Raw genomic sequence first — 23,536 nt, 5'->3', positions numbered from 1 at the left:
CCAATTCCAGCACCATGTCCCCCTTTGCCGTCATGAAGGCCTTGAGCGTGAACAGACTGAAGCTTTGATACATCATTGCCCTGGCACGCTTTCGCCAAGGTAACGAACGACGTAAAAATTCCCGTCGCCTTGTTTCCGGTAGATTTTCGCGAGCAGGTCGGCCCCCCTGTGAATGGCCGTATTGTTCAAAGCCAAGAGATCTGGATACCCGGCTGTGCCATTCGAGCCGAAGCTGATATCCGGAATGCCGTCAGGTGTGAATCTTTTAAGTTCGCAGCCGTTTTCCTGCGAATAGTAGGCGAGGAGGTAGCGCCCCTTGTCATCGATATGCATTTCCGGCCAGCGTCCGCTGGTGGCAAACACCGTATCAAGAATCCGCGGCTCTCCATTATTAAATGAAGTGTCCGGCGCTCCATTTTCCAGACGCTTCATCAAGGCCAAGGCAGTGATGTTTTGCCTGGATACGGCCACAAGCATCGTCACGCTACCGTCTGCCATGACGTGAACCCGAACAAGATAAGGGGCCTCCTCTCCACCTTGGATCTTCTGTATTCCCCCGGATCCGTAGTTTGAGTCAAGGACGCCCTCTGTCGTGTACTTGGCTATCACCCCATAAGCTTGAGCGCCTGCAGCGCTCTCGCCAATCAGCAAGAGATTACCGCCCCCGTCCACACCATAGTCGTTCCAGATAGGGCCATCGGCGTCCGAGCCAATCAGAAGAAGACCGTCATCGCCAAACTGATCATCGGGCAACCCATTCTGCTTAGTCTTTACCAAATAACACGACCGCATTTGAGTGTCATAGTCGAGGATCTGAGACACGAACAAAATGTCTTTGTTCTCTTGTTGTTGACTCCGCCGAATCGAAGTGAAAGGAAAAGGAGGAACCTCAGGGGCGTTCTTGGAAGGCTGACCGGTGGGATAAACGACTCGCCCTCTATCCCCGAAGTCAACATCCAGGGCCCCGGACGACGTCAGCCGGATTGCTGCGGGGTAATGATAATTAAGCTCTCGCACTTCCAGCGTCGTATCACCGACACACATCACTGCGCCGCGCTGATCGAAAACCAGTCCCTGGATCCGTATATCCCCGCCCACAAGACCCGGCTGATCCGTCAACCCCGGCAGAATCAACGTTTCTCCATTATTAAAGTCGGGATCAGGTTTCCCGTTGGCTAAGTGGCGGGAGATGGAACTTGGAAAAGGTGAAGGCGTGCGGTGTTCTCCGTTGGTGATCAGGTAGAACTTCTGATCTGTTCCTGCCCCAAGTTCGGTAAATACGCGCGCCCTTCGACCCAGTACTTGTCCGTCGATACCGAAAACAGGGTCCTGATCCCCAGCCATTGATTCCACGTTGGAACCCTTAATACCGTTGCGTTTGTTTTTGTCCATGATCACTCATCCTTGCTGAACTAAACTCCGGATTGCTCAGTATAGGCAAGCGAAGGCTGTGCCAAAAAAATAAGCAAGATTCGACGAATGTCGAGGCGCGCTCATAATTCCCTTACTAACAAAGCGTTGCGTGCGGATAGAACTATTTGGAACTGATCTGATTTCGAATAAATATAAAAAGCGAAATACGGGTTATATGAAACCGGCACCCGATAGTGTTTGAGTGTTAAGCGATTGCTCTACCCGCATTGTCCCGGGTTGAAAAACAGGCGCTGTGCATTGCACACAGCGCCCACTCGACCCGCAGGTGCTCAACGCAAATTGGTCTTCGCCAACTCCAGCACCATGTCCGCTTTACCGTTCATTACAGCCTTGAGCATGAAGAGGCTGAAGCCTTTCGCCTGGGCCAGCTTGATTTTTGGCGGCATGCCCAGTTCCTGCTTCGCGGTCACGACATCCACCACCACAGGCCCTGGATGCTCGAAGGCTTTCTTGAGCGCGTTCGGCAGGTCAGCCGAATCCTCCACGCGAATCCCCAGAATGCCTGCACCGATGGCGATGTTGGCGAAGTTGGTGCTGTCGAAATCGGTGTCATGGGGCACGTAACCGCCGGCCTGCATTTCCATCGCCACGAAGCCCAGCGAGCTGTTGTTAAACACCACCAGCTTGATCGGCAAATTCAGTTGGCGGATCGACAGCAGGTCGCCCATCAGCATCGACAAGCCGCCGTCGCCGCACAGCGCCACCACTTGCCGCTGCGGAAATGCGGCTTTCGCACCCAATGCCTGGGGCATCGCGTTGGCCATGGAGCCGTGGTTGAACGAACCCAGCAGAGAGCGCTTGCCGTTCATGGTCAGGTAGCGCGCGGCCCACAGCGTCGGTGTGCCGACGTCGACGGTGAAAATCGCGTCCGGGTCGGCGTAGGCGTCAACCAGGCGCGTCAGGTATTGCGGGTGAATCGGCTCGCCGTGGCCCGACGGCGTGGCCAGTTCGTCGAGTTCTTCGCGGGACTTGGCGTAGTGATCCAGTGCCTTGTCGAGGAACTTGCGGTCCGTGTGGGCCTTGAGGCGGGGCAACACGGCATCGAGGGTTTCACCGATGTCCCCCGCCAGACCGAGGGCGACCGGCACGCGACGACCAATGGCGGTCGGGTCGATGTCGATCTGAATGACCTTGGCTTTTTCCGGGTAGAAATTGCGGTACGGCAAGCTGCTGCCGAGGATCACCAGCGTGTCGCAGGCCATCATCGCGTGGTAGCCGGAGCCGAAGCCGATCAAGCCGGTCATGCCCACGTCGAAGGGGTTGGCGTATTCGATGTACTGCTTGCCGCGCAGGGCGTGAACCACTGGCGCGGAGAGCTTCTCGGCCAGCGCAACCACCTGATCGTGGGCCTCGGCACAGCCGGCACCGGCGAGAATGGTCACGGCTTTGGACGTGTCCAGCATGTCCACGAGGCGTTGCAGATCAGCTTCTGCCGGGATGATCCGCGCAGGCGCGTGATCGACCCACACGGGTTTGATATCCGGGGCCGCGCTCAGGGCGACGTCGCCGGAGATGACAATCACCGCCACGCCGCGCTGGCTGATGGCCGCGCGCATGGCCCGCTCCAGCACCCGAGGGAACTGCTCGGGGGTGCTGACGGTTTCAACGAAGTGGCTGCACTCCTTGAACAGGTCGGTGGGGTGGGTTTCCTGGAAGTAATTCAGGCCGATCTCGGAGGACGGAATCTGCGCCGCAATGGCGAGGACCGGCACACCGCTGCGGTGGCAGTCATACAGGCCGTTGATCAAGTGCAGGTTGCCCGGGCCGCAACTGCCCGCGCACACCGCCAGCTTGCCGGTGGAGGCTGCTTCCGCCCCTGCCGCGAAGGCCGCGACTTCTTCGTGACGGGTGTGCATCCACTTGATCTTGCCCAGGCGCTGGAGGCTGTCGGTCAGGCCGTTCAGGCTGTCGCCGCTGACGCCCCAGATCTTCGAGACGCCGGCTGCGGCGAGGGTTTGGGCGAGGTAGTCGGCGATGGTTCTGCTGGACATGGGGCAAGTTCCTTGTCGAGTCGAATGAGCGCGCGAGGCCGGAACAGACCTCACGCGTGGTCTCAAATCGACCTGTCACGCCGGGCACAGTTCAGTGCATCTTGGGGAAACGCCCCCGCGCGCAAGCGCCGGTTCTCACACCGGCGGCGGGGCCGCCGCTTTGCTCGGCGCGGCGATCTGCACTTTCGGATTGACCGGCGTTGCGCTTGGCGTGGCGTATTGCTGCTTCAGGTGGCCGTCCGGATCCAGCAACCAGGCATCCAGAATTTCCCGCACCACGGGACCGGCCACACGACCGCCCGCCTCGCCGTTCTCGATCATCACCGCCACGACAATCTTCGGATTGGCGGCCGGCGCAAAACCGACGAACAACGCGTTGTCCCGGTGCCGTTCCAGGGTTTTGTTGCGGTTGTAGCGTTCGCCCTGCTTGATCGCCACCACTTGCGCGGTACCGCTTTTGCCGGCGATGCGGTATTGCGCACCTTGCGCCGCCGCACGGGCAATGCCGCGCGGGTCGTGCATGACCGCTTGCATGCCATTGTTGACCTGATCCCACTCGTGGGGATCACGCAGGACGATGTTTGGCATCGGGTGCTCGTCCACCGGCGGCGAACCGCCGATTTCCCTGGCCAGGTGCGGACGGTGCCAGATACCTTTGCTGGCGATCAGCGTGGTCGCCTGGGCCAACTGCAGCGGCGTCACCTGCATGTAGCCCTGGCCGATGCCGAGGATCACGGTTTCGCCCGGGAACCAGGCCTGACGCCGGGTGATGCGCTTCCATTCTTTGGAGGGCATGAGGCCCGCCGATTCTTCGAACATGTCGAGGGAGACCTTCTGGCCGATGCCGAACATGGTCAGGTAATCGTGCATGCGGTCGATGCCCAGCTTGTGCGCCAGGTCGTAAAAATAGGTGTCGTTGGAGCGCATGATTGCCGCGTTCAAATCCACCCAGCCATCGCCGCTGTGGTTCCAGTTGCGGTATTTGTGATCGAAGTCCGGCAGCTGGAAGTAACCCGGATCGAAGACCCGGGTCGATGGCGTGATGACCCCGCTGTCCAGGCCGGCGATCGCCACTTCCGGTTTGATCGTCGAACCCGGGGCGTACAGGCCGCGCAGCACGCGGTTGAACAGCGGCCGGTCGACCGAATCCCGCAGCGCCGAATACTCCTTGAAGCTGATCCCGGTGACGAAGAGGTTCGGGTCGAAACTCGGCTTGCTGACCATCGCCAGCACTTCGCCAGTGGCCGGATCGATCGCCACCACCGAACCGCGACGATCCCCCAGCGCGTGTTCCGCCGCCTCCTGCAGCTTGATGTCCAGGCTCAGGGTGATGTTTTTGCCGGCCACTGGATCGGTGTGCTTGAGCACCCGCAACACCCGACCCTGGGCGTTGGTTTCCACTTCTTCGTAGCCGACATGGCCGTGCAGCTCGCTTTCGTAGAAGCGCTCGACGCCGGTCTTGCCGATGGACTGGGTGCCGCGGTATTCCACCTGATCGAGCTGGGTCGCCTCTTTCTCGTTGATCCGCCCGACGTAGCCGATGGAGTGCGCGAAATGCTCCGCCAGCGGGTAGTGGCGAACGAACTGCGCCTCGACGTCCAGCCCCGGCAGGCGGAACTGATTGACGGCCAACAGGGCGATCTGCTCTTCGGTCAGCTCATAGAGCAGCGTCACCGGCACAAAGCGGTGCGGCGAGTTCTTCATCGCCTTGTCGAAGATGATCCGGTCCTCGTCGGGCAGGTTGAGGATCTGCATCAGTTCGTCGATCACCGCATGCCAGTCGCCTGCGCGCTCGCGGGTCATGGTCAGGTTGAAGCTGGGGCGGTTGTCGGCGAGGATCACGCCGTTACGGTCGAAGATCAGTCCGCGTTCCGGCGGAATCGGCAGCACGTGGACGCGGTTGTTTTCGGAGATGGTCGAGTGGTAGGCGAATTCGGTGACTTGCAGGAAGTACATGCGGCACACCAGCGCGACGCTGAGCATGGCCACGAAAACGGCGCAGGCGATCAAGCGTTTGTTGACCAGCCGGGTTTCCTTCTCGTGGTCTTTTAAAGGTATTGGATCGGGCATTTCTGCAGCTACTCGGTGAATATATAAACGGCACAGTCAGCAACCCGCAGGGACAGGCGGGACGCAAATGGCGTGCACGATACCAAGAAGTGGCCCTGGCAAAGGACTTGGCTTGATGAAGATTCTGTCAGGTTGGTGCCGACGTCAGCCCTGAACGGCTGTACCCGTGGGCTGCTTCGGCGGGAGGACACGCCCCCCTGATCTGACCCATTGTTACCCGATTGCAGATCGACTGTTACGCAATCGGTAAGAGTCATTTACCGATTTCATCAGCCGCAACACGGCGTAACACATCTATCATGGCAGCTGGCGTGAAAAGATGCGGATCAGTTACGGCATTTCCCCGCTTAGCGTGCGCCATTCGCGCGCAGGCGTGCCAGAGACCCAATGTCACACCCCGCCAAGAGCCACTTGCCGTGCACATCGTATGCGCGGCAATACCCGTGATAAAGAACGCAGAGCACAGCCCCGGCACGGACCATTCCCCAATGGCCTGTGGGGGCGTGGTTTTGCAGGAGCCCTGAATGACAGAACAATCCAAAGGCCTCACCCGCCGCCAGTTGCTGAAAGGTTCAGCCACGACGCTGGCCGTCGGTGCTGCTGCCACGGCCCAGGCCGCCACCGTCGTCGGTGTGCCGCAGTGGGTGCCCTTCGACCACAACGGACCGATGCACTACGACACCCCCGGCTGGCAATTCTTCACCGACGCCGAAGCCCTCGCGGTGGAAGCCATTGTCGCCCGACTGATCCCCGCCGATGACCTCAGCGTCAGCGGCAAGGACGCCGGTTGCGCGGTGTTCATCGACCGCCAACTGGCCGGCGAGTACGGCACCTTCAGCCGTCTGTACATGCAGGGCCCCTTCGTTCAGGGCACGCCGATGCAGGGTGACCAGTCGGAACTGGTGCCGCGCCAGCGCTACCGTCTTGGCCTCGCCGGCCTGGAAGGCTACTGCCAGAAGCAGTTTCAGAAAAGCTTCAGCGCGCTTAACGCCGAACAGCAGGACAAGGTCCTGACCGGTCTGGACAAGGCCGAGATCACGCTGGACGGCATCGACGCCAAATTGTTCTTCCAGCAGGTGCTCGGCAACACCATGGAAGGCTTCTTCGCCGACCCGGTCTACGGCGGCAACCGCGACATGGTGTCGTGGAAAATGATCGGTTTCCCCGGTGCCCGCTACGACTACCGCGAGTACATCGGCCTGCACAACCAGAAGCTCAATCTGGTGCCGCTCTCCATCATCGGCAGTTCCGCCTGGACCAAGAAGGGTTAATTCGACATGGCCAAAAAACTACCTTCCACGGACGTCGTGGTAGTCGGGCTCGGCTGGGCCGGATCCATCATCGCCAATGAACTGGCCGATGAAAACCTGAAGATCATCGGCTTCGAACGCGGCCCATGGCGCGATACCGCGGCGGACTTCAACGTTGCCTCGGCGGCGGATGAACTGCGCTACAACCGCCGCCAGGACCTGATGGTGAGGACCCGGCAAAACACCACGACCATTCGTAACAGCGTGACCGAGACAGCGCTACCCATGCGCAGCTGGGGCTCGTTTCACCCGGGCAACGGCACCGGCGGCGCCGGCAATCACTGGGCCGGCATCAGCTTTCGTTTCCAGCCCCACGAATTCCGGCTGCACAGCCACCTGAGCGAGCGGTACGGGAAAGAGCTGTCGCCCGAACTGACCCTGCAGGATTGGGGCACTGACTGGGACGAAATGGAGCCGTTCTACGCTAAGTTCGATCGCCTGGCGGGCATCTCGGGCAAGGCCGGCAACATCAAAGGCGTGATCCAGGAAGGCGGCAATACTTTCGAAGGGCCGCGCTCCGAGGAATACCCGAACCCGCCGACGGCACAGACCTACGCGCCGACGCTGTTCGCCGAAGCCGCGAGAAACCTCGGCTACAAGCCCTTTCCAGTGCCGTCCGCCTTGCAATCACGGCCCTATGTGAACTCCCTCGGCGTGGCGATGGGTGCCTGCACCTTCTGCGGTTTCTGCACCAACTACGGCTGCGCCAACTACTCCAAGGCCAGCGCCATCACTACCGTACTGCCGGTCCTGGTGCGCAAGCCGAACTTCACCGCGATGACCAACTGTGAAGTGCTGCGCGTGACCATGGACAGCAGCGGCAAACGCGCCACCGGCATCGTCTACATGGATGCCAACGGCGAAGAGTGGGAGCAGCCTGCCGAACTGGTGGTGATCAGCGCCTTCATCTTCGAAAACGTGCGCCTGATGCTGCTCTCCGGCGTCGGCCAGCCCTACGACCCGGTGACCAACACCGGCACCACGGGCCGCAACTACGCTTACCAGACCGCCAACAGCGTGCGCATGTTCTTCGATGACAAGAACTTCAACCCGTTTATCGGTGGCGGCGCCATCGGCATGGGCATCGACGAATTCAACAACGACAACTTCGACCACTCGGGTCTGGGCTTCGTTGGCGGCGGCAGCACCCGCGTGACCCCGATCGGCGCCGCGCCGATCGACTCGCGCCCTCTCCCGCCCGGCACCCCGGCCTGGGGTTCGGAATGGAAGAAAGCCACGGTGAAGAACTACGCCGCGACCATGTCCATCGGCTGTGAAGCGAGCAGCTACGCGACACGGACCAACTACCTGTCGCTGGACCCGACCTACAAAGATCCGCTGGGTCGCCCGCTGCTGCGCATCACCTTCGACTTCCCGGAGAACGATCGCAAGATGGCCGCCTACGTCACCGGCAAGGTCGGCGAGATCGCCAAGAGCATGAACCCGCGGCAGATGGTGCCCAGCTCCCAGCAAGGGCACTGGAACAGCGCGCCGTATCAGTCGTCGCACATCGTTGGCGGTTTCATCATGGGCGCCGATCCGAAGAACAGCTCGGTGAACAAACACCTGCAAGTGTGGGGCGTGCCGAACCTTTTCGTGGTCGGCTCCTCCGCTTTCCCGCAGAACCCGGGCTACAACCCGACCGGCACCGTCGCGGCGCTGGCTTTCAAAGCGGCGGATGCCATCCGCACCCGCTACCTCAAGCGTCCAGGGGAGATGATCAGCGTATGAAAACTCTTCTGACGGTCTGCGCAGGCGTTATCGGCCTGTCTGTTTCCCTGGCCCATGCCGCAACCGGCGCCGATTCCTACAACATCGTGGAAAAGGGCCGCTACCTGACCACTCTGGGCGACTGCACGGCGTGCCACACCATCCCGGGCAAGCCGCTGTTTTCCGGTGGCGTGATCCTTGATACGCCGTTTGGCAAGCTGGCCGGCGCCAACATCACCCCGGACCCGGCCACCGGCATCGGCCGCTGGAGTTTCGAGGATTTCCAGAACGCCATGTCCAAGGGCCACGGGCTGGACGGCAAGCGCTTGTACGGCGCCATGCCGTTCACCGCGTACACCAAGGTGCTGCGTGAGGACAACCTGGCGATCTTCGCGTACCTGAAGACGGTGGATCCGGTGGAAAACAAGGTGGAAACCAACCAGTTGCCCTTCCCTTTCAACGTGCGCACCAGCCTGATCGGCTGGAACCTGATCAACTTCAAGGAAGGCGAATTCAAGGCCGATCCGCAGAAGTCCGAGCAGTGGAACCGCGGCGCGTATCTGGTGGAAGGCCTTGGGCACTGCGGCACGTGCCATACGCCAAAGAACCTGATTGGCGGTGACAAGAACGATCAGTTCCTCACCGGCGCCAATCTGCAGAACTGGGTCGCGCCGAACATCACCTCCACTGGCCACGATGGCATTGGTGCGTGGAGCGAGGCGGACATCGTCAAGTACCTGAAGACCGGTGCGAACCGTTTCGACATTGCGTCCGGGCCGATGGCCGAGGAAGTCGAGCATTCTTCGCAACACTGGAAGGATGAGGATTTGCTGGCGGTGGCGGTGTATTTGAAGGATGGCGCCAAGCCGGTCGAGGCCGCCACGCCGGTTTCGGCAAGCGATGCGGCGATGGTAACGGGCAAGGCGATTTATGCGGATCGCTGTTCGGCGTGTCATACGCCGACGGGTGAAGGCGCGGCCAATCTGTTCCCGAAACTGGCGATGGCGCCGTTGGTGAACAGCGACGATCCGTCGTCGTTGATTCGTGTGGTGCTGGCGGGCAGTCGTGCGGGCGCGACCGATGCTGCGCCGACGGCTCCGGCGATGCCGGCGTTTGGCTGGAATCTGTCGGATGAGAATGTCGCGGATGTGCTGACGTATGTGCGTAATACGTGGGGCAGTGCGGCGCCGTCGGTCTCGGCTGCAGAGGTGAAGGATGTGCGTGAGGGGTTGAGGGCGAAGTAGGTTTACGTTTGACGGCAAGATCAAGAGCGTCTGCCTAAGGGCAGACGTTTCGCCTTCGGCGAGTTACTTGGAAAAGCACCCCAAGTAACCAAGGGTGCCTGCTCCTGGTTTGGCCCGACTTCGTCGGGTTCCCTCACTCCGGTCTCGCTCCGTGGGCCCGCCGCCATCCGCCATCCATGGCGGGGGGCGGCTCTCGCGGCATCCATGCCGCTCGGCCCACGGAGCGAGACCTCCGTTCAGCCTGCACCCAAGTCGCGATAGGTGTCGTCTGGACTTTTTGGGTACGAAGATCAAAAGCAGATCAAGTGCAGCTCCGCTGCTTCCCGGCTGAACCCAATTCCACGGTCGAGGTTGCTGCCATTCTCACTGAATGCACGCGCTGCTTTTGTAGGACTGGCTTTAGCCGGGAAGAGGCCGGTTTGGGCGCCATCACTCTTGCGGCTCAACGCTTAGATCGTTCCCCCGCTCCGCGTGGGAATGCAGCCCTTGACTCTCCGCGTCCATTCCCGGCTAAAGCTGGTCCCACTGACTGCATACGTTGCTTTTAGTGGGACCGGCTTTAGCCGGGAAGAGGCCAGTCTGGGCACCGATTTTTTTGATGGCGAGCTGAATACCCCTCCCATCATTCACTTGTACGATGTCTTATCACGAGGTATTACTAGCGACCCGTAAAAAAATAATAGAACGGAGATCGCTACATGGACTCAACCCTGTCCGCCTCGCCCGAGCACACTGAAACCCTAGAACCGTCAAGCGGCAACACCCGCCGCAGCTTCCTGAAAAAGTCCCTCGCCGTGTCCGCCACGTTTGCCGCCGTCGGCAGCGCCGCGCTTCCTCGCCTCGCGTCGGCTGCGGAACCCCTGAGCCAGCGTTACCCGGACCCGCTCATTCACATTCTCGACGACAGCTTTCTCGATCTGCGCGTCTTCAACGCCAGCGTGGAGAAACTCGCCACCGGCATGCGTTGGGCCGAAGGGCCGGTATGGGTCGGCGATGGGCGTTACTTGCTGGTCAGCGACATCCCCAACAACCGCATCATGCGCTGGGATGAAATTACCGACACCTTCACGGTGTACCGCGAGCATTCCAACTTCTCCAACGGCATGTGCCGCGATCGCCAGGGCCGTCTCATCGTCTGCGAAGGTTCCACCACCACCAGCGAAGGTCGGCGCATCACCCGCACAGAATACAACGGCACGATCACCGTGCTGGCCGACAGCTTCGACGGCAAACCTTTCAACTCCCCCAACGACATCGCCTGCAAAAGCGACGGCTCGATCTGGTTCAGCGACCCGCCCTTCCAGACCAGCAACAACTACGAAGGCCACAAAATCACCCCGACCCAGCCCCACGCCGTCTACCGCATCGACGGTGAGAGCAAGAAAGTCACACGAGTGATCGACGACCTCGCCGGTCCCAACGGCCTGTGCTTCTCCCCTGACGAAAAGACCCTGTACGTCGTCGAAGGCCGCGCCAAACCCAACCGCCTGATTTGGGCCATCGCGATCAAAGACGACGGCACACTGGGCGAACGCCGCAAACACATCGAAGGCCTGGACTACGCCGCCATCGACGGTATCAAGTGCGACGAAGCGGGAAACCTGTGGTGCGGCTGGGGTGGGAATGGCGACCCGAAGGCCGACCTGGAAAAACTCGACGGCGTGCGGGTATTCAATCCCCAGGGCAAGGCTATTGGGCACATCTCGTTGCCTGAGCGCTGCCCCAATCTTTGCTTCGGCGGACGTGAAGGGAATCGGTTGTTTATGGCGAGCAGTCACTCGATTTATTCGCTGTTTGTGAATACGCGCGGGACTGGGTTTGCGGTGTAGAGGTATTCACGTGTTGTGACGACGGCCAAGCGGCCGTCGACATTTGCGTTCCGAATGCTGCGCGGCGAGGTTGAAGGGGGTTATCCCCTTTAATCCTTTTATTTAAGTCAGTTCGTATTTTCTGAGACGAAACTCAAAAAGTTTTTCATTGTAACTTTCAATGTAGTCGATAGTAATTTCCGCACTAAGGTCAGCACTTATTAGTCTGACTTCATCACTTTGACATTTATTAAATTCGAATTCCATATTTAAAATAAGACCACGACCAGTATATGCACCGCAATATCGCCAATCCTCGTCAATCAGCAGATAATAATCGTCACCGACTGCTTTCGATAAGAACTGCTTCAGACATTCATCCAGAACGGAAAATTCAGCATTTTCCAAAGATATTTCTTCATTTTTTACCAACTTATTATTTATATTATCTGTTTCAGTCAAGCTCAAAAAATGTCTTTCTTCCGGGTCGATACCGAGAAAAGATTTAAGCTTTTTTTATAGCTTTCACGCAGACTGTTGCCATGAGCCTTCCTGTACAGCAATTCTCTTTTATAAGGATCAATATTCATTGGCAGCATCCTTCAACATAGAAAGCTTTCCCTTTTTCATTTGGACACTGAGCCCGACCTTATGGCTCATCTTCGGACTTCCAAGTTATCAACTTTCACCTGCCCATCTTGCAAGTGCGGTTTTTCTGAGAGTTAAAGTGAGAACTCAAGGGGTCCGTGCCCTTCAACTCCTCTGTACTGCTGGAGGATGCCTAAGACGAAAGGCCTCGTGTATTGGAACTTCATCATCTTGCGCCCCACCTTCTAAGCATCTGTATTGTTTGGTGCCAATTGCAGCCCTCAGCAACTCGTATAAATTCGGGGAACGAAAGCCTACTTCGAGCCAGAGTGAGTTAGCGTCCTCTAGCGTCAGTCTCACATCATAAGCTGCTTCACTTTTCACACTCAGTTCTTTTAAGTAAATACATTCGCCAGTCGCACCAATATATGCCGTACTGGTTTTCACCGAGTCAAGGACATGGCGAGCTGAAAGCGAGTCCTCGAATACTAATCTGAATTCATAGCTCATAATCCGTGTGATCTCCCCCGAACAATAGGTAAATCTTTAGGGTTCCGAATACCAATATGGTACTAGTTCAAGGGGTCCGTCTCCCTCAACTAAATGGGGTCGCCCCCTCTCACTTTAGACATAGTCATCGGTTGATAAATATTTCAATGTCGTCAAGAGCATCCTGAGCTCTACCAGCCAAGGTCGTGTGATTAAGCTTTTCAAGTAGCACCGGCATGACTAAAGATTTGTCGATGACTTTGTGCATGCGGGCAACATGACCTATGCATGTCAGTGCCAGTCCTCTGACGCCCTCGTCGCGATGATTCTTTATTGCTTCTATGCACTTAAGCTGAATCCATTGCGGATCATCAATGTTAAAACACAAATACATAAGTGCATCCGTAGTTACCGCCGCATCGTCCGACCGCAACATAACATCGATCTCCTCTTGGCTATAAGGGGAGGTGGTAGCGCTCATTTTTTGATCTTCCCTTTGCCTGTTACCATGCCAGCTTTTCTGAATGCCGATTGTTGTTCGTTGTGCAAATCGCACCAGCAACGTACATGCCCATGAAATTCTTCGTCTCCATTTGGGTAAGTTTCGATCCTATCCAGTACGACGAACTCCTTATTCTCTACATCTACCCCGACTCGTTTCTGGGATGTTTCTTTAACTTGTACTGAGTTATTCAGCGCTACTTGGCCGTTAGTTGGCGCACGCCTTTTAACTCCTTGCACAAGGTCTCGTAAATCAGTGGTAGTTAAAGGGGTCCGTCCTCTTTAACCCTTCACTCGAACCCGCTGGAATCGGATCGAATTGGTCAGGCCGACTTCTTTGGCGAATTCAGAGAGTTAGAGGGATCCGCCCCCTTCAACTCTTAAACTTCTTTGGGATCTAAATCTCCTGACCTGGGATATGAAGATTTCTAAGCTGGAATGCCTCGCTTAGCGCCACTTCTTCGTTAATTTCTCCATCACTCAGGCACCTGTATGGCTCGTTGTCGAGTGCAGTGCGCACCAGATCATATAACGCCAACGATTTGAAATTAACCTCAAGCCACAGTGAATTTTGGTCATCATAGCTCAAGCGTGCATCGTAATTCGCCTCGGTCTTGGAGACGCAATCTTTCAAGTAAACAAATTCTTGATCTGCTCGGACGCAATACTCACTCACCCTCAGAGCGCTCATGAGGCAGCGGGCGGTAAGAACATTAGGAAAAACCAATCTATATTCGTGACTCATGAGCCGTGCGGCCTCCCTCGAACTGTGGGTAAATCCATGGGGTTACGGATGCCAATATGACTTTTATTTGGATCTGTAGTGACGACACCATGATCATCTAGAGCATTTCCTGAAGGATCTACTTTATGAATATGCGCGTTGTTTCCGGACTTGTAACCGCAATTCTTTTGGTTTCCATACTTATGTACTTTTACTATGGAGCCATCCGAATGCTTCCACATTTCATTGACTCCGTTATCCGTTGTTTTTAAGAAATCTGCGTCATCCAAGCCTACTCCAGCACGGAAAGTGCTCCAACCTTTCATGCGAGGCAGATCTGAGGATGCTGAAAGGCCAAGTGGGTCGATCCAACCGGTTGGATTCGGCACATAGTGGTAAAGATTTAGGCCGCCGCTGTAGCCAGGCGGATCCTTGCTAATGAATCGCCCGACGCTTGGATCATAGTACCGATGCCGGTTGTAGTGCAGGCCGGTTTCGTGGTCGTGGTATTGGCCCTGGAACCGGATGGGGCTGGTCAGGCCGACTTGTTGGGCGAATTCAGAGCGCTGTTCGGTTGCTTTTCCCCACGCCTCGTACTGGGCGCTCCAGGCGGTGTTGCCGTTTTGGTCGGTGATTTCCTGCGGGGTGCCGAGGTGGTCGCACTGGTACCAGGCCAAAAGTCAAAGGGGTCCGTCCCCTTTAGCCTTTGACGTATCGCCTTCTGCCATCTTGGGTAAGCAATAAAATATGAAAGAACGCAACGAACTCTTCACCTATATCAGGGGCAACTTTTTTCAAGGTAATGAAGCACGTCCAGATAGGTGTTGGCGCCCCTAAGTCCATCTCGAGCCACTCTGCTTCACTTGCTGCACAGTGAATCGCAAAGCGAGCGAGGCCTGATGTTGTCACGCATAACTCCCTATAGTGTTTCTCGATCGTCCAGAGCTTATGAACCATTTCCTGGACATGCCCATCATCATGATCAATTAACTCGGTATCTGCGAAGTGCTGTAAATACCGAACTATGGTCTCAAGCCCGTCGGATGGGAGAGCTTGGACCATTTGAGAGCCAATCAGCTTAATCAGAAAACTTGCATAGCAGCGCCTAACTTCGTCATAGGAATTTTTTTGCTCTTCCAAGCGCTCGTTAATGACCCTTATTGCTTTTAGTACTTGATCATCGGTCATTTCAAAGCTCCATCCTGTACACCGAGACTTTTCATTACAGGAACACACGAGTCGCAAAAAACGAGCGGCTTTCCGTCGTTTCTAAGTGTCGTTGAGGTTCCTCCTTGCACAAGGGCTCGTAAATCAGTCGCACACCGGACATTGTGCTGGGTCGCGATCTGACTAAGTGCATCTGCTTCACCGCAACCCCCGTGAAATTTGGATCGATCGTCTGGCGGAACGTCGTCTTATAGCTGTCTTACCACTGGGTGCGCAGCGCCGTTACCCAAGGCGCCTTCGCTATAACCGAACTGGATTCAAGGGGCCCGTCTCATTAGCTGGAAACTATGGTTCACTGCGTTTGCTGGAAAAACTCAATCAGAGCCGGGCGAACTCCAGGAATCACCTTTTTCAAATAGACCAAGTAAAGATAGACTGCCGTCGGCTTATAAGAATCACCCTCCGCCCACTCTTCTTGAGTCCCGTAGCATACAAGCACACACCGAGCTAGATTCGAGAGATCGGCATCCGGGCCGCAACGCAAATCTTCTAAATCCCATAATTCATTCATTAGTTCTTTTATGGCCGGCTCACGCCGATCTATTTTTCTACAAGCGACTGCTTTTTTTAGGTGGGGAACTAGATTTGGCGTCCGATCTCCATAAATCTTGCGCAGCGTTCCGCTACGGAAAAGCTCAAGCATAAATCTTCCAAAGCGACGTCTAACTGTGTCGAACGATAAGCCATCTTCAAGGAAACGTTGTTCGAGGGCTTCTATCTCTAAGGTTTCTATCTCGTTAATCATATTAAGGTTCCATCCTTGATGCCGAGGGCTTTCATTACTCGAGAACAGGAAGGGCAGAAAGGTAACGGCTTTCCATCATTCCTTTGAGTGGTAAAGGTGGCGCCTTTAACGAGTTTTCTCAGCTGAGGTACGGACTGAACATTATGCTGCTTCGCAATAAGGCTGAGAAGGTCTGCCTCTCCGCATTGGGCGTGATAGGCGACGGTACGCTTGTCCCTAGGAATGGAATTGTAAAGCTCACTGATCACAGGATGATGTGCGCCGCCCCCGCCGGCTGCGGAGCTGTAACCTACTTGGGGCGATGGGGGGGTTACATCTTCGCCTGTTGTACGGGCGCCCTGATTATTGGGTGTAATCCCCTTTAGACGGGCAAGTCCCAGCGGATCGATCCAACCAGTCGGGTTGGGGGCGTATTGGAAGAGGTTTAATCCACCACTGTAGCCAATCGGGTCCTTGCTGATAAACCGCCCGACCCTTGGATCATAGTACCGATGCCGGTTGTAGTGCAGGCCGGTTTCGTGGTCGTGGTATTGGCCCTGGAAGCGGATCGGGTTGGTCAGGTTGATTTGTTGGGCGAATTCAGAGCGCTGTTCGGTTGCTTCGCCCCACGCTTTGTATTGCGCGCTCCAGGCGGTGTTGCCGTTTTGGTCGGTGATTTCTTGCGGAGTACCTAGGTGGTCGCATTGGTACCAGGCCAACGCATGAATTGGTAGCGCGACGGGTTTGTAGTTCCAGAGCGGGTCTTCTTTGAAGTTGTAGCGGCCCTGATAGGTCGGTTGGCTTACCAGGCGGATGGTTTCGTGGCGCATGGCCTGGGCCACGGGAACGAAGGTGCCGGGTTCGTGGATGTAATGAACCGTGCGGCCGAGTGCGCCGGCGTACGGCGGAGGGCTGCTCTCCCATGCCAGATTGTCGCCATCCCAGCCGTACAGCGTGAAGCCGCAGCCCAGTTCGCGCTCTTTGCGGGCGTGTTCGTTTTCGTTCCAGCCGGTTCCGGCTTCCGGGCGCGGTCGGTAGTGGGCTTTTGAGAGTTTGTAGAGGCGCCGTCCAAGGGGGTCATAGCCGAAGTCGACGGTGAGGCGCGGATCGCAGAAGTGCACCAGACGATCGAAGAGGTCCCAGTGCAGTTCGCTGCGCAGGCCGTTGGTCCAGCGCTCAGTCTGGTTACCGCGTTCGTCGTATTCGTAGTGGTTGCCGGCGTAGTCGCGTAGCAGGTTGTCGATCAGTTTGTGGCGGACAGGCTCCGGATCTAACGGGCGGCGGACGGGCGCTGCGCTGTCATTTAGCAGGTTGCTGGCCGGGTCGAAAGCGAAGGTTTCCACGCCCAGGCGGCTGGTGGCATTGATTAGTCGGCTGACGGGATCGTATCGGTAGCTCAACTCCCCACGGCGGCTGTCGTTGATGTCGGTAAGTTGGCCGGCGGCATCGTAGGTGTACGCGCGTTTAATGAGTGTGGCTTTGTCGTCGGGACGTCCTAGCAGTTGTTCTTGGAGGCGTCCCGCCGGGTCCCAGCTTTGGGTTTGCAGGAGTTGGTTGCCCTGATGGCGGGTGACTTCGCGATGGAGGTCATCGCGTTCGTAACTGAGCAGTTCGTGCTCATCAAGTTTCAACCCCAGCAAATGACCGCTGCCGTAGGTCAGCCAGCTGACGCGATGGCCGTCCGGGCGAACGGTCGCGACGCGGTTGTTCAGTGCGTCGTACTCGTGCTGCCAGACCGCAACCAGCGGCTCTATCAGGCTGGTGTAGTGCTGATGTTCGCGCAGCAGGTTGCCGGCCGGGTCGTGAAACCATTGCAGCTTGCTGACGGCGTTGGTCGCCATGACCAGATGGCCATTGCCGTCGTAGGCGAAGGTTTCGCTCTGGGATGTTGCGCCCAGGATTGCCCGGCGCTCGGTCAGGCGGCCCATCGGGTCGAAGGTCAAAGCAATGGTGCGTTGGCCGTTGATAGTCTCGGCAAGACGCCCGGTTTCGGGATCGTACTGATAGCGAGTCGAGCGACCGTCGAAACCGCTCTCTTCCAACAGCCTGCCCACAGGGTCGTAATAAAAGTGCGCGCGGCGCTCGTTTTCGTTTTCCAGCGCCACCAGCCGGCCAAGCTTGTCCCAGCGGTAACGCAAGGTTTGTTCGGCGGCATCAACGCGTTCGGCGATGAATCCCGCAGCGTTATAGCGCCAGGTGGTGCAGCGTTCGAGACCATCAGAATGAGCCAGCAAACGACCTTCGGCATCGCGGCTAAAACGTTCTTCGGTTTTGTCCGGATGCTTGATCAGCACTAACTGACCTAACTTGTACTCGTAGGTCGTGCTGTGCCCGGCCGGATCGGTAAAGCGGATCATTTGGCCGCGTTCGTCGTACTCCCAAACACTGACCTTGCCCGAGCAGTCGGTGTACTCAACCAGTTGTCCGGCGTCGTTGTAGGCCAACGCTTTTGTATTGCCGTTAGCGTCCTTGATCGCGGTAGGAAGACCGAAGCCGTTGTAGGCGTATTCGGTAACGTTCTCTAGCGGATCGATCGCCTCAACCAAGTTTCCGCGAAGGTCATAGTCCCGTTTCCACAAGCCACCCTCGCCATCGCTGATCTTGATCAGGTGGCTCTTATCGTCGTTCGCGTAATTCATCACGCTGTGATCAGCGCGGGTGTGTTCGGTCAGATTGCTTAGCTTGTCGTAGCGATACCGGTCGGTGCTGCCATCGGTGTGGACGTGGCGGATGATGTTCTTGGCGGCGTCGCGGAAGAACCACTCCGAGCGACCATCGGCATGGCAAATGCGATAGGTATAACCAAGGCTGTCGTAGTAATGCCGGGTTTCGTGGCCCAAAGCATCCGTGACGTAGGTCAGACGGATGTTTTCATCCCACGCCAGCCGAGTATCAAAACTGCCGTCGTCAGCCCACTCGCGAACAGCCTTGGCATCGGGGCCAGATCCCTGCCACTGCAAATTCAAACCACGATTGGTGCGGTCGGTGTAGCGGGTAACTAGGTGGTTCTGATACTCGTAGCGCCAAGCAGCGCCATTCTCATCCTGGGCCAGAACAAGGTCACCAAAATCATCGTACTGATAAGCGCACAGTTGCCGTTTGACGTCGCCGTTACGAACTTCCCAAAGCCCCGTCAACCGTCCCTGATCATCAATCAACGTGCCGATTCGCAAGTGGACTTTACGGGCGTCCTTTTCCCGATAAGTCACCAATTCAGAGAGCACCGAATGCCCATCATGCCGATGCTCGTGATGCAGCATAACCCCGGCACCATTGGGCAGCACCTTGTTGATCAAAACAAAACGCAGACCCCGCCTGATGTAGGTTTCCCTGTGCTCCAGGCCGCGCATCAGCACTAGCCGATCTTTGCTGAGGCGAATAACGGTCAGGTTTTCAATGGCGTTGAAGTGGAACAGCTTGACCTTGGGCAGAGGGAATTCATGGCTGCGGCCATCGGCATCATGAAACACCAAGCCCTCATCCACACAATCAAAGCGCGTGGTAAACGGCGTAATCCACCGCGCACCAATAACGTCCTGATCGTAGGCATCCAGACTCGAGCAGTAGGTGCGCGTCCACTCAATCGGAAACGGCCCCGGCAGACTGAAATCGGTATGACTGACCGACTCTGAGCCCATCGAAAAGCTGATGCTCTTGATGGTCGCCGCACAGGCACAATTCTTCAGCTCGTTAGGCCGCCCCTTGGCAGGCGTCTCCCGCTGAACCTTCTCAAGTTTGCCTTCGCCGGCCCGGCGCTTGGCCTGATTAACCACCCCCGGCTTGATGTTAAAGGCCTGGCCATGCCCATTGCGCGACCGCCAACTGACGACCGCATCACCCAGCGTCAGCAGCAACGAACCAATGGAATTCTGAACTCCAGGATCAGCCAGACCAGTAATCTGGGTCCGAAGCTCCGGCGCCATGGCGCGCAACAATTTGGCCTGTCTGACCACCTCTTTTTTAACGGCTTCAGGCAACAGATGTTCAACGGCGCCGTTGACAGCACCCTTGCCCGCAGCAACGCAAACCTCCGCAGCCGCCGCAAAAATATTGCCAATCGCCGCCTGAGGATCGTAGGCCCAGAGATCCCCAGCGGCCTGAACTAACTGCTCCGCCTCAAGCAAATCGGCCTTGGCGTTTAGCCCCGGGTTAACCAACTTTTCAAGACCAGAAGCGATCTCAAAAAGCACCCCTTCGCCCAGCTTCCCCGCGTCATCGAGAATGCCAGCAAGTTTGGCCTGCGCCTGGGTCACAAAATCATCAAGCGTCCCAACGATGTCGGCGTTGAGGTGCCCAATCAGCACCTCAATCAGCGAATCCCCAAGCATCAACTTGCCCGCCTGACGCATCTCCTGACGCACCAGAAACAGCGTCGGTCGCAGGCTCATCCGCGCTGCCGCCATGGTCGGCGGCGTCGGCAAGACGCCAATCAGATTGATGCCCAGACTCACCCAATCCAGCGGATCACGCTTCTCGCTCGTCGCCAGCCGAACGATGTCATTCAGCGCATCAACCAGCGCCATGATGTTGCCCACCACAGGCAGAAAGCCCGCAGCGCTCTTGATCCTCTCAAGCGAAACCACCCCGCCGCTGATCTCCTGCAGCCAGGCATAGACATTGGCCGCGCCAGCCCCAACGTCCTCAAGCTGAATCAGATCAAGCGGAACGATCGCCACCTGAGCATCGCGCTCCCCAATGCCCGTACTCATGACAACTTCTCGCCGGCCAGCAGGCCCGACACTTCAAGCAAGTCCTCATCCACCGTCGGCACTGGCAGGCTCGGAAGCTTCCCGCTTTTGATCACCCCGCTCAGAAGGCCTGAAGCGATCGGCAGAGCCGCGGTCGCAAGCGGCGGCAAGCCCAATCCCGCCGCCCCGGCGTCAACTGCAGCCGTCATGACGTGCGCAACATCCCAGTTCTTGGTCGGCAGCCCTTCACCAACCGCCGCGTCTAACGGCGCCGGAGCCTCGCCCGCACTCGGCGGCATGACCGGCCATTCGGGCGTGCCGATAAAACTGCCGTCTGCCCAGGTGTCGGCCGGGTCCTTGCCGAAGGCCACCCTTCCAGGCCCGGGTGCAGCGCCGGGAACCGCCGCGAAACCCTTGGCATCAAGCGAGCCTTTGAGCCGCTGGCCCAGAGCATCGATCACCTCGAAGCCGCCACCCTGAATGCCTTGCTGACCCGCGTACTGGTTGAACAACTGAAGGTCGCCCTCGCCCGGCTTCGGTGGCTCGGGGAACACGCCAGCGAGGTTTTTCGCCGAGGTGTAGGCAAAGTGGGCGGCGTGGGCGGTATACGGGCCGGTGGTGACGTGGGTGATGCCGGCGGCATTGTAGGTGGTGGCGCTGCCGCCGCCCTGAATCACCAGCTCGGTTTTGGCGGTGAGGGTGATGCGCTCGGCGTTGGCGGTGATGTTGAGTTTGGCGAGCAGGTTGATGCTGTCCTTCAGGGCGCGCACGTCGATGTCACCGGAGGCGGCCACCAGACGCCAGCCGAGGCTTTGCACGAACAGGCGCATGCCCTGGCTGGCGCTGGCCAGCAGGCGTTTACCCACGGAAAAGCTGGTGTGCCCCGTGCTGCTCAATGCCAGGTGTTCGCCGGTGACGATGTGGCTTGAACGCGGCGTGGTCAGGGCGATGCCGGCCGGGCTGGCGAGGACCAGATGCGGCTCGGTGAACTCCGGAAACTCGTTGGCACTCGTGTTCGCCGGGCCGCTGCCAAGCACGCCTTGATGCTGAGCGTGCAGGGCTTTGGCGACGTCATCCTGGTCGCCGGGTTCCTGGGCCTGCACCGCCTTGGCCTGCAGCGCGAAGCCGTCCTGCTGATCGGCGGCAGTGGCCAGGCGTTCCGCGGTTTCCGGCAAGTCCTTGTGGTGCCTGGATTCGTTGGGGCGCGGCTCGGTGGTGATCAACAAGCCCGCAGCGGCCCGGACCGCACCATGGCGGTCGGTGCGCAGCTCGAAACCTTCGCCTCTGGGCTGGCCGCCGGCGGGCCGTGGATGGGTCAGGTAGCCGAGGTTGATGGCACTGGCGCCGTGATCGCTGCGCAGGGCAATGCTGATCTCGCTGGTGGTGTCGTCGATGCGCAATTCGTTGGCGCGGCTGCCCTTGTATTCCTTGCTCTTGACCGTGGCCACGGTCTTGAAATCGGGCAGCTTGTACGGCGGCAAGTGAGCGCCGTGGTACAGACAGCCGGTGATGAGGGGCTGGTCGGGGTCGCCTTCGAGGAAGGTGATCAGGACTTCCATGCCGACCCGCGGCAGGTTGATCGCGCCGAAGTTCTGGCTGGCCCAGTTCGAGGCCACGCGCATCCAGCAGCTGGTTTTGTCGTTGTGCTGGCCTTCGCGGTCCCAGAAAAACTGCACCTTCACCCGGCCGTGCTGATCGCAGTAAATCTCTTCGCCTTCGGGGCCGGTGACAACCGCGCTTTGGGTGCCCAGCACCTTCGGTTTCGGGTGCTCCAGCGGCGGCCGGTAGTGCACGTCCCAAGGCGTCGCGCTGAAACGGTTGCGGTAGCCCTGATGGAAGTCACTTTTCAGGTCGGTGACGTCGCTGGTGATGACTTCTTCCAGCACCTGCGGCTGTTTGCCCTCGTGGAATATCTCGGTGAGCAGCCACAGGTCATTCCACAACGGATTGGCGTGCCCGGTCAGGGCAAGAAAATGGCCGCTGACCAGGCGTGGCTGATCGCTGCTGCCCTCAGCCACCCGATAGTCGCTGCGGTGGCGCTCCAGGGCGCGATGGGCCAGATGGCGGCCACGTTCGCGATCGGCGAAGCGGCCGGGGTAGTCGTAATCTTCGAGGTCCGGGATGGCTGCACTTTTGGCGCTGCTTTCCAGCTGGAACTTCGGTTTGGTGAAGTCGTAGTCACGCCGCGCAGTGCGGCTGGTGCGGGTGTTCATGCGCAGACCGAAGCGCTTGATCACCTGGGCGTCGGCGACCAGTCCGGTGTCCTGCTGGTAGAGCACCGGCGCCAGTTTCGGGAATACCGTCTGGTCATCGCCGAACACGAGCAGATGGCCCTTGGCGCTGTGCTGAAAATGAAAGTGAATCCCTTCCTCTTCGCACAGGCGCTGGATGAAATGCAGGTCAGACTCGTCGTACTGCACGCAGTAGACGCGTTCGGGATAGGTCGCACCGAGCTGAAACCGGTAATCGATGGAGAGAATGCCGTGCTCTTCCAGCACCTGGCTGATGATCTGCTGCACCGTCATCTGCTGGAAAATGCGCTGGTTGATCCGGTGCGCCAGGTAAGCCAACTGTGGTCGCAGGGAAATCCGGTAGCGGGTCAGCCGCTTGCCGGCATCACCCTGGGCGATGCTGTACGCCAGTCCGTGAATCCCGGTGCCGTCGTCGGCCAATTGCAGAAACGTCTGCCCGTGAAGCAGGCTTTCAAGATCGAGCGCGGCCTTTTCGCTGACCAGCTCCAGCTCGAATTCGAACGGTTGGTTGAGGCGCTCCCGGCCGGTGAAAGACAGCACTTGAAACAGCGTGTCCTGCCCATTGAGGGTCAGGCTGAATGGGGCTTGGTTGGCCGGTGCGAACATCCCTTGTTCCTTGTGCGCTGAGGCGGCAGACGTCGATGCAAAGGAGGCGATCAGCGGCTGCGAATGCGTGGAAGGACAGCGAGCCGCCAGGGGTCGGCGGTGCTCTCCGCGGTCTGGGAATCGCGATCAATCAGGGTTGTTCGCGTAACCAGAGGACGACGGAGATATCA

14 protein-coding genes and 1 pseudogene are annotated in these 23,536 nt (G+C 58.1%); 4 read left to right on the top strand and 11 right to left on the bottom strand.

Annotated elements, in window-relative coordinates; genetic code table 11:
* Nucleotides 1-72: 72 nt before the first annotated feature.
* From BBI10_RS21495 to mrdA, 3 genes are all read right to left on the bottom strand, one after another.
* Complete coding sequence (locus tag BBI10_RS21495; protein ID WP_065991629.1) at nucleotides 73-1,392, bottom strand: hypothetical protein; 1,320 nt, start codon at nucleotides 1,390-1,392, stop codon at nucleotides 73-75.
* A gap of 311 nt (nucleotides 1,393-1,703) precedes the next feature.
* Nucleotides 1,704-3,425, bottom strand: a complete 1,722-nt coding sequence (gene poxB / locus BBI10_RS21490; protein ID WP_065991628.1) for a ubiquinone-dependent pyruvate dehydrogenase — start codon at nucleotides 3,423-3,425, stop codon at nucleotides 1,704-1,706.
* A gap of 135 nt (nucleotides 3,426-3,560) precedes the next feature.
* Complete coding sequence (gene mrdA / locus BBI10_RS21485; protein ID WP_065991627.1) at nucleotides 3,561-5,495, bottom strand: penicillin-binding protein 2; 1,935 nt, start codon at nucleotides 5,493-5,495, stop codon at nucleotides 3,561-3,563.
* 524 nt (nucleotides 5,496-6,019) lie between these two features.
* Here mrdA and BBI10_RS21480 point away from each other — a divergent pair.
* The 4 genes from BBI10_RS21480 to BBI10_RS21465 all read left to right on the top strand — a co-directional run bounded on the left by BBI10_RS21480 (nucleotide 6,020) and on the right by BBI10_RS21465 (nucleotide 11,588).
* Nucleotides 6,020-6,766 carry a gluconate 2-dehydrogenase subunit 3 family protein gene (locus BBI10_RS21480; RefSeq protein WP_065991626.1) on the top strand — a complete coding sequence of 249 codons (747 nt, stop codon included), beginning with the start codon at nucleotides 6,020-6,022 and terminating at the stop codon, nucleotides 6,764-6,766.
* A gap of 6 nt (nucleotides 6,767-6,772) precedes the next feature.
* Nucleotides 6,773-8,536 (top strand): GMC family oxidoreductase, encoded by a 1,764-nt coding sequence (locus tag BBI10_RS21475; RefSeq protein ID WP_065991625.1) that lies wholly within the window; start codon nucleotides 6,773-6,775, stop codon nucleotides 8,534-8,536.
* Entirely contained in the window at nucleotides 8,533-9,759 is a 1,227-nt protein-coding gene (locus BBI10_RS21470) for a c-type cytochrome (protein WP_065991624.1), read from the top strand. Before BBI10_RS21475 ends, BBI10_RS21470 begins: the two co-directional genes overlap by 4 nt.
* A 698-nt stretch (nucleotides 9,760-10,457) precedes the next feature.
* Nucleotides 10,458-11,588 (top strand): SMP-30/gluconolactonase/LRE family protein, encoded by a 1,131-nt coding sequence (locus BBI10_RS21465; protein ID WP_065991623.1) that lies wholly within the window; start codon nucleotides 10,458-10,460, stop codon nucleotides 11,586-11,588.
* A gap of 102 nt (nucleotides 11,589-11,690) precedes the next feature.
* On the opposite strand, the gene BBI10_RS21460 is transcribed toward BBI10_RS21465, so the two are convergent.
* From BBI10_RS21460 to BBI10_RS21425, 8 genes and pseudogenes are all read right to left on the bottom strand, one after another.
* Nucleotides 11,691-12,035, bottom strand: a complete 345-nt coding sequence (locus tag BBI10_RS21460; RefSeq protein ID WP_141695234.1) for a hypothetical protein — start codon at nucleotides 12,033-12,035, stop codon at nucleotides 11,691-11,693.
* Between the two features lie 754 nt (nucleotides 12,036-12,789).
* Complete coding sequence (locus tag BBI10_RS21455; RefSeq protein WP_065991621.1) at nucleotides 12,790-13,125, bottom strand: hypothetical protein; 336 nt, start codon at nucleotides 13,123-13,125, stop codon at nucleotides 12,790-12,792.
* 417 nt (nucleotides 13,126-13,542) lie between these two features.
* Nucleotides 13,543-13,890, bottom strand: a complete 348-nt coding sequence (locus BBI10_RS21450) for a hypothetical protein (RefSeq protein ID WP_065991620.1) — start codon at nucleotides 13,888-13,890, stop codon at nucleotides 13,543-13,545.
* Between the two features lie 326 nt (nucleotides 13,891-14,216).
* Nucleotides 14,217-14,546, bottom strand: a pseudogene (locus BBI10_RS28730) (RHS repeat-associated core domain-containing protein); the annotation flags it as partial.
* Between the two features lie 22 nt (nucleotides 14,547-14,568).
* Nucleotides 14,569-15,057, bottom strand: a complete 489-nt coding sequence (locus BBI10_RS21440; protein WP_065991618.1) for a hypothetical protein — start codon at nucleotides 15,055-15,057, stop codon at nucleotides 14,569-14,571.
* A gap of 331 nt (nucleotides 15,058-15,388) precedes the next feature.
* Complete coding sequence (locus BBI10_RS21435) at nucleotides 15,389-15,841, bottom strand: hypothetical protein (RefSeq protein WP_065991617.1); 453 nt, start codon at nucleotides 15,839-15,841, stop codon at nucleotides 15,389-15,391.
* Nucleotides 15,838-20,529, bottom strand: coding sequence for an RHS repeat-associated core domain-containing protein (locus BBI10_RS21430; protein WP_065991616.1), 4,692 nt, complete (start codon nucleotides 20,527-20,529; stop codon nucleotides 15,838-15,840). The genes BBI10_RS21435 and BBI10_RS21430 overlap by 4 nt, the downstream gene beginning before the upstream one ends.
* A complete protein-coding gene (locus BBI10_RS21425) occupies nucleotides 20,526-23,366 on the bottom strand; it encodes a type VI secretion system tip protein VgrG (protein ID WP_065991615.1) in 2,841 nt (946 codons plus the stop codon). The genes BBI10_RS21430 and BBI10_RS21425 overlap by 4 nt, the downstream gene beginning before the upstream one ends.
* Between the last annotated feature and the right edge of the window lie 170 nt (nucleotides 23,367-23,536).

Source organism: Pseudomonas graminis (assembly GCF_001705435.1).
GTDB classification, from domain to species: Bacteria; Pseudomonadota; Gammaproteobacteria; order Pseudomonadales; family Pseudomonadaceae; genus Aquipseudomonas; species Aquipseudomonas graminis_B.
The sequence above is the reverse complement of the archived record's forward strand: the minus strand, read 5'-3'. Positions and strand labels throughout refer to the sequence as shown.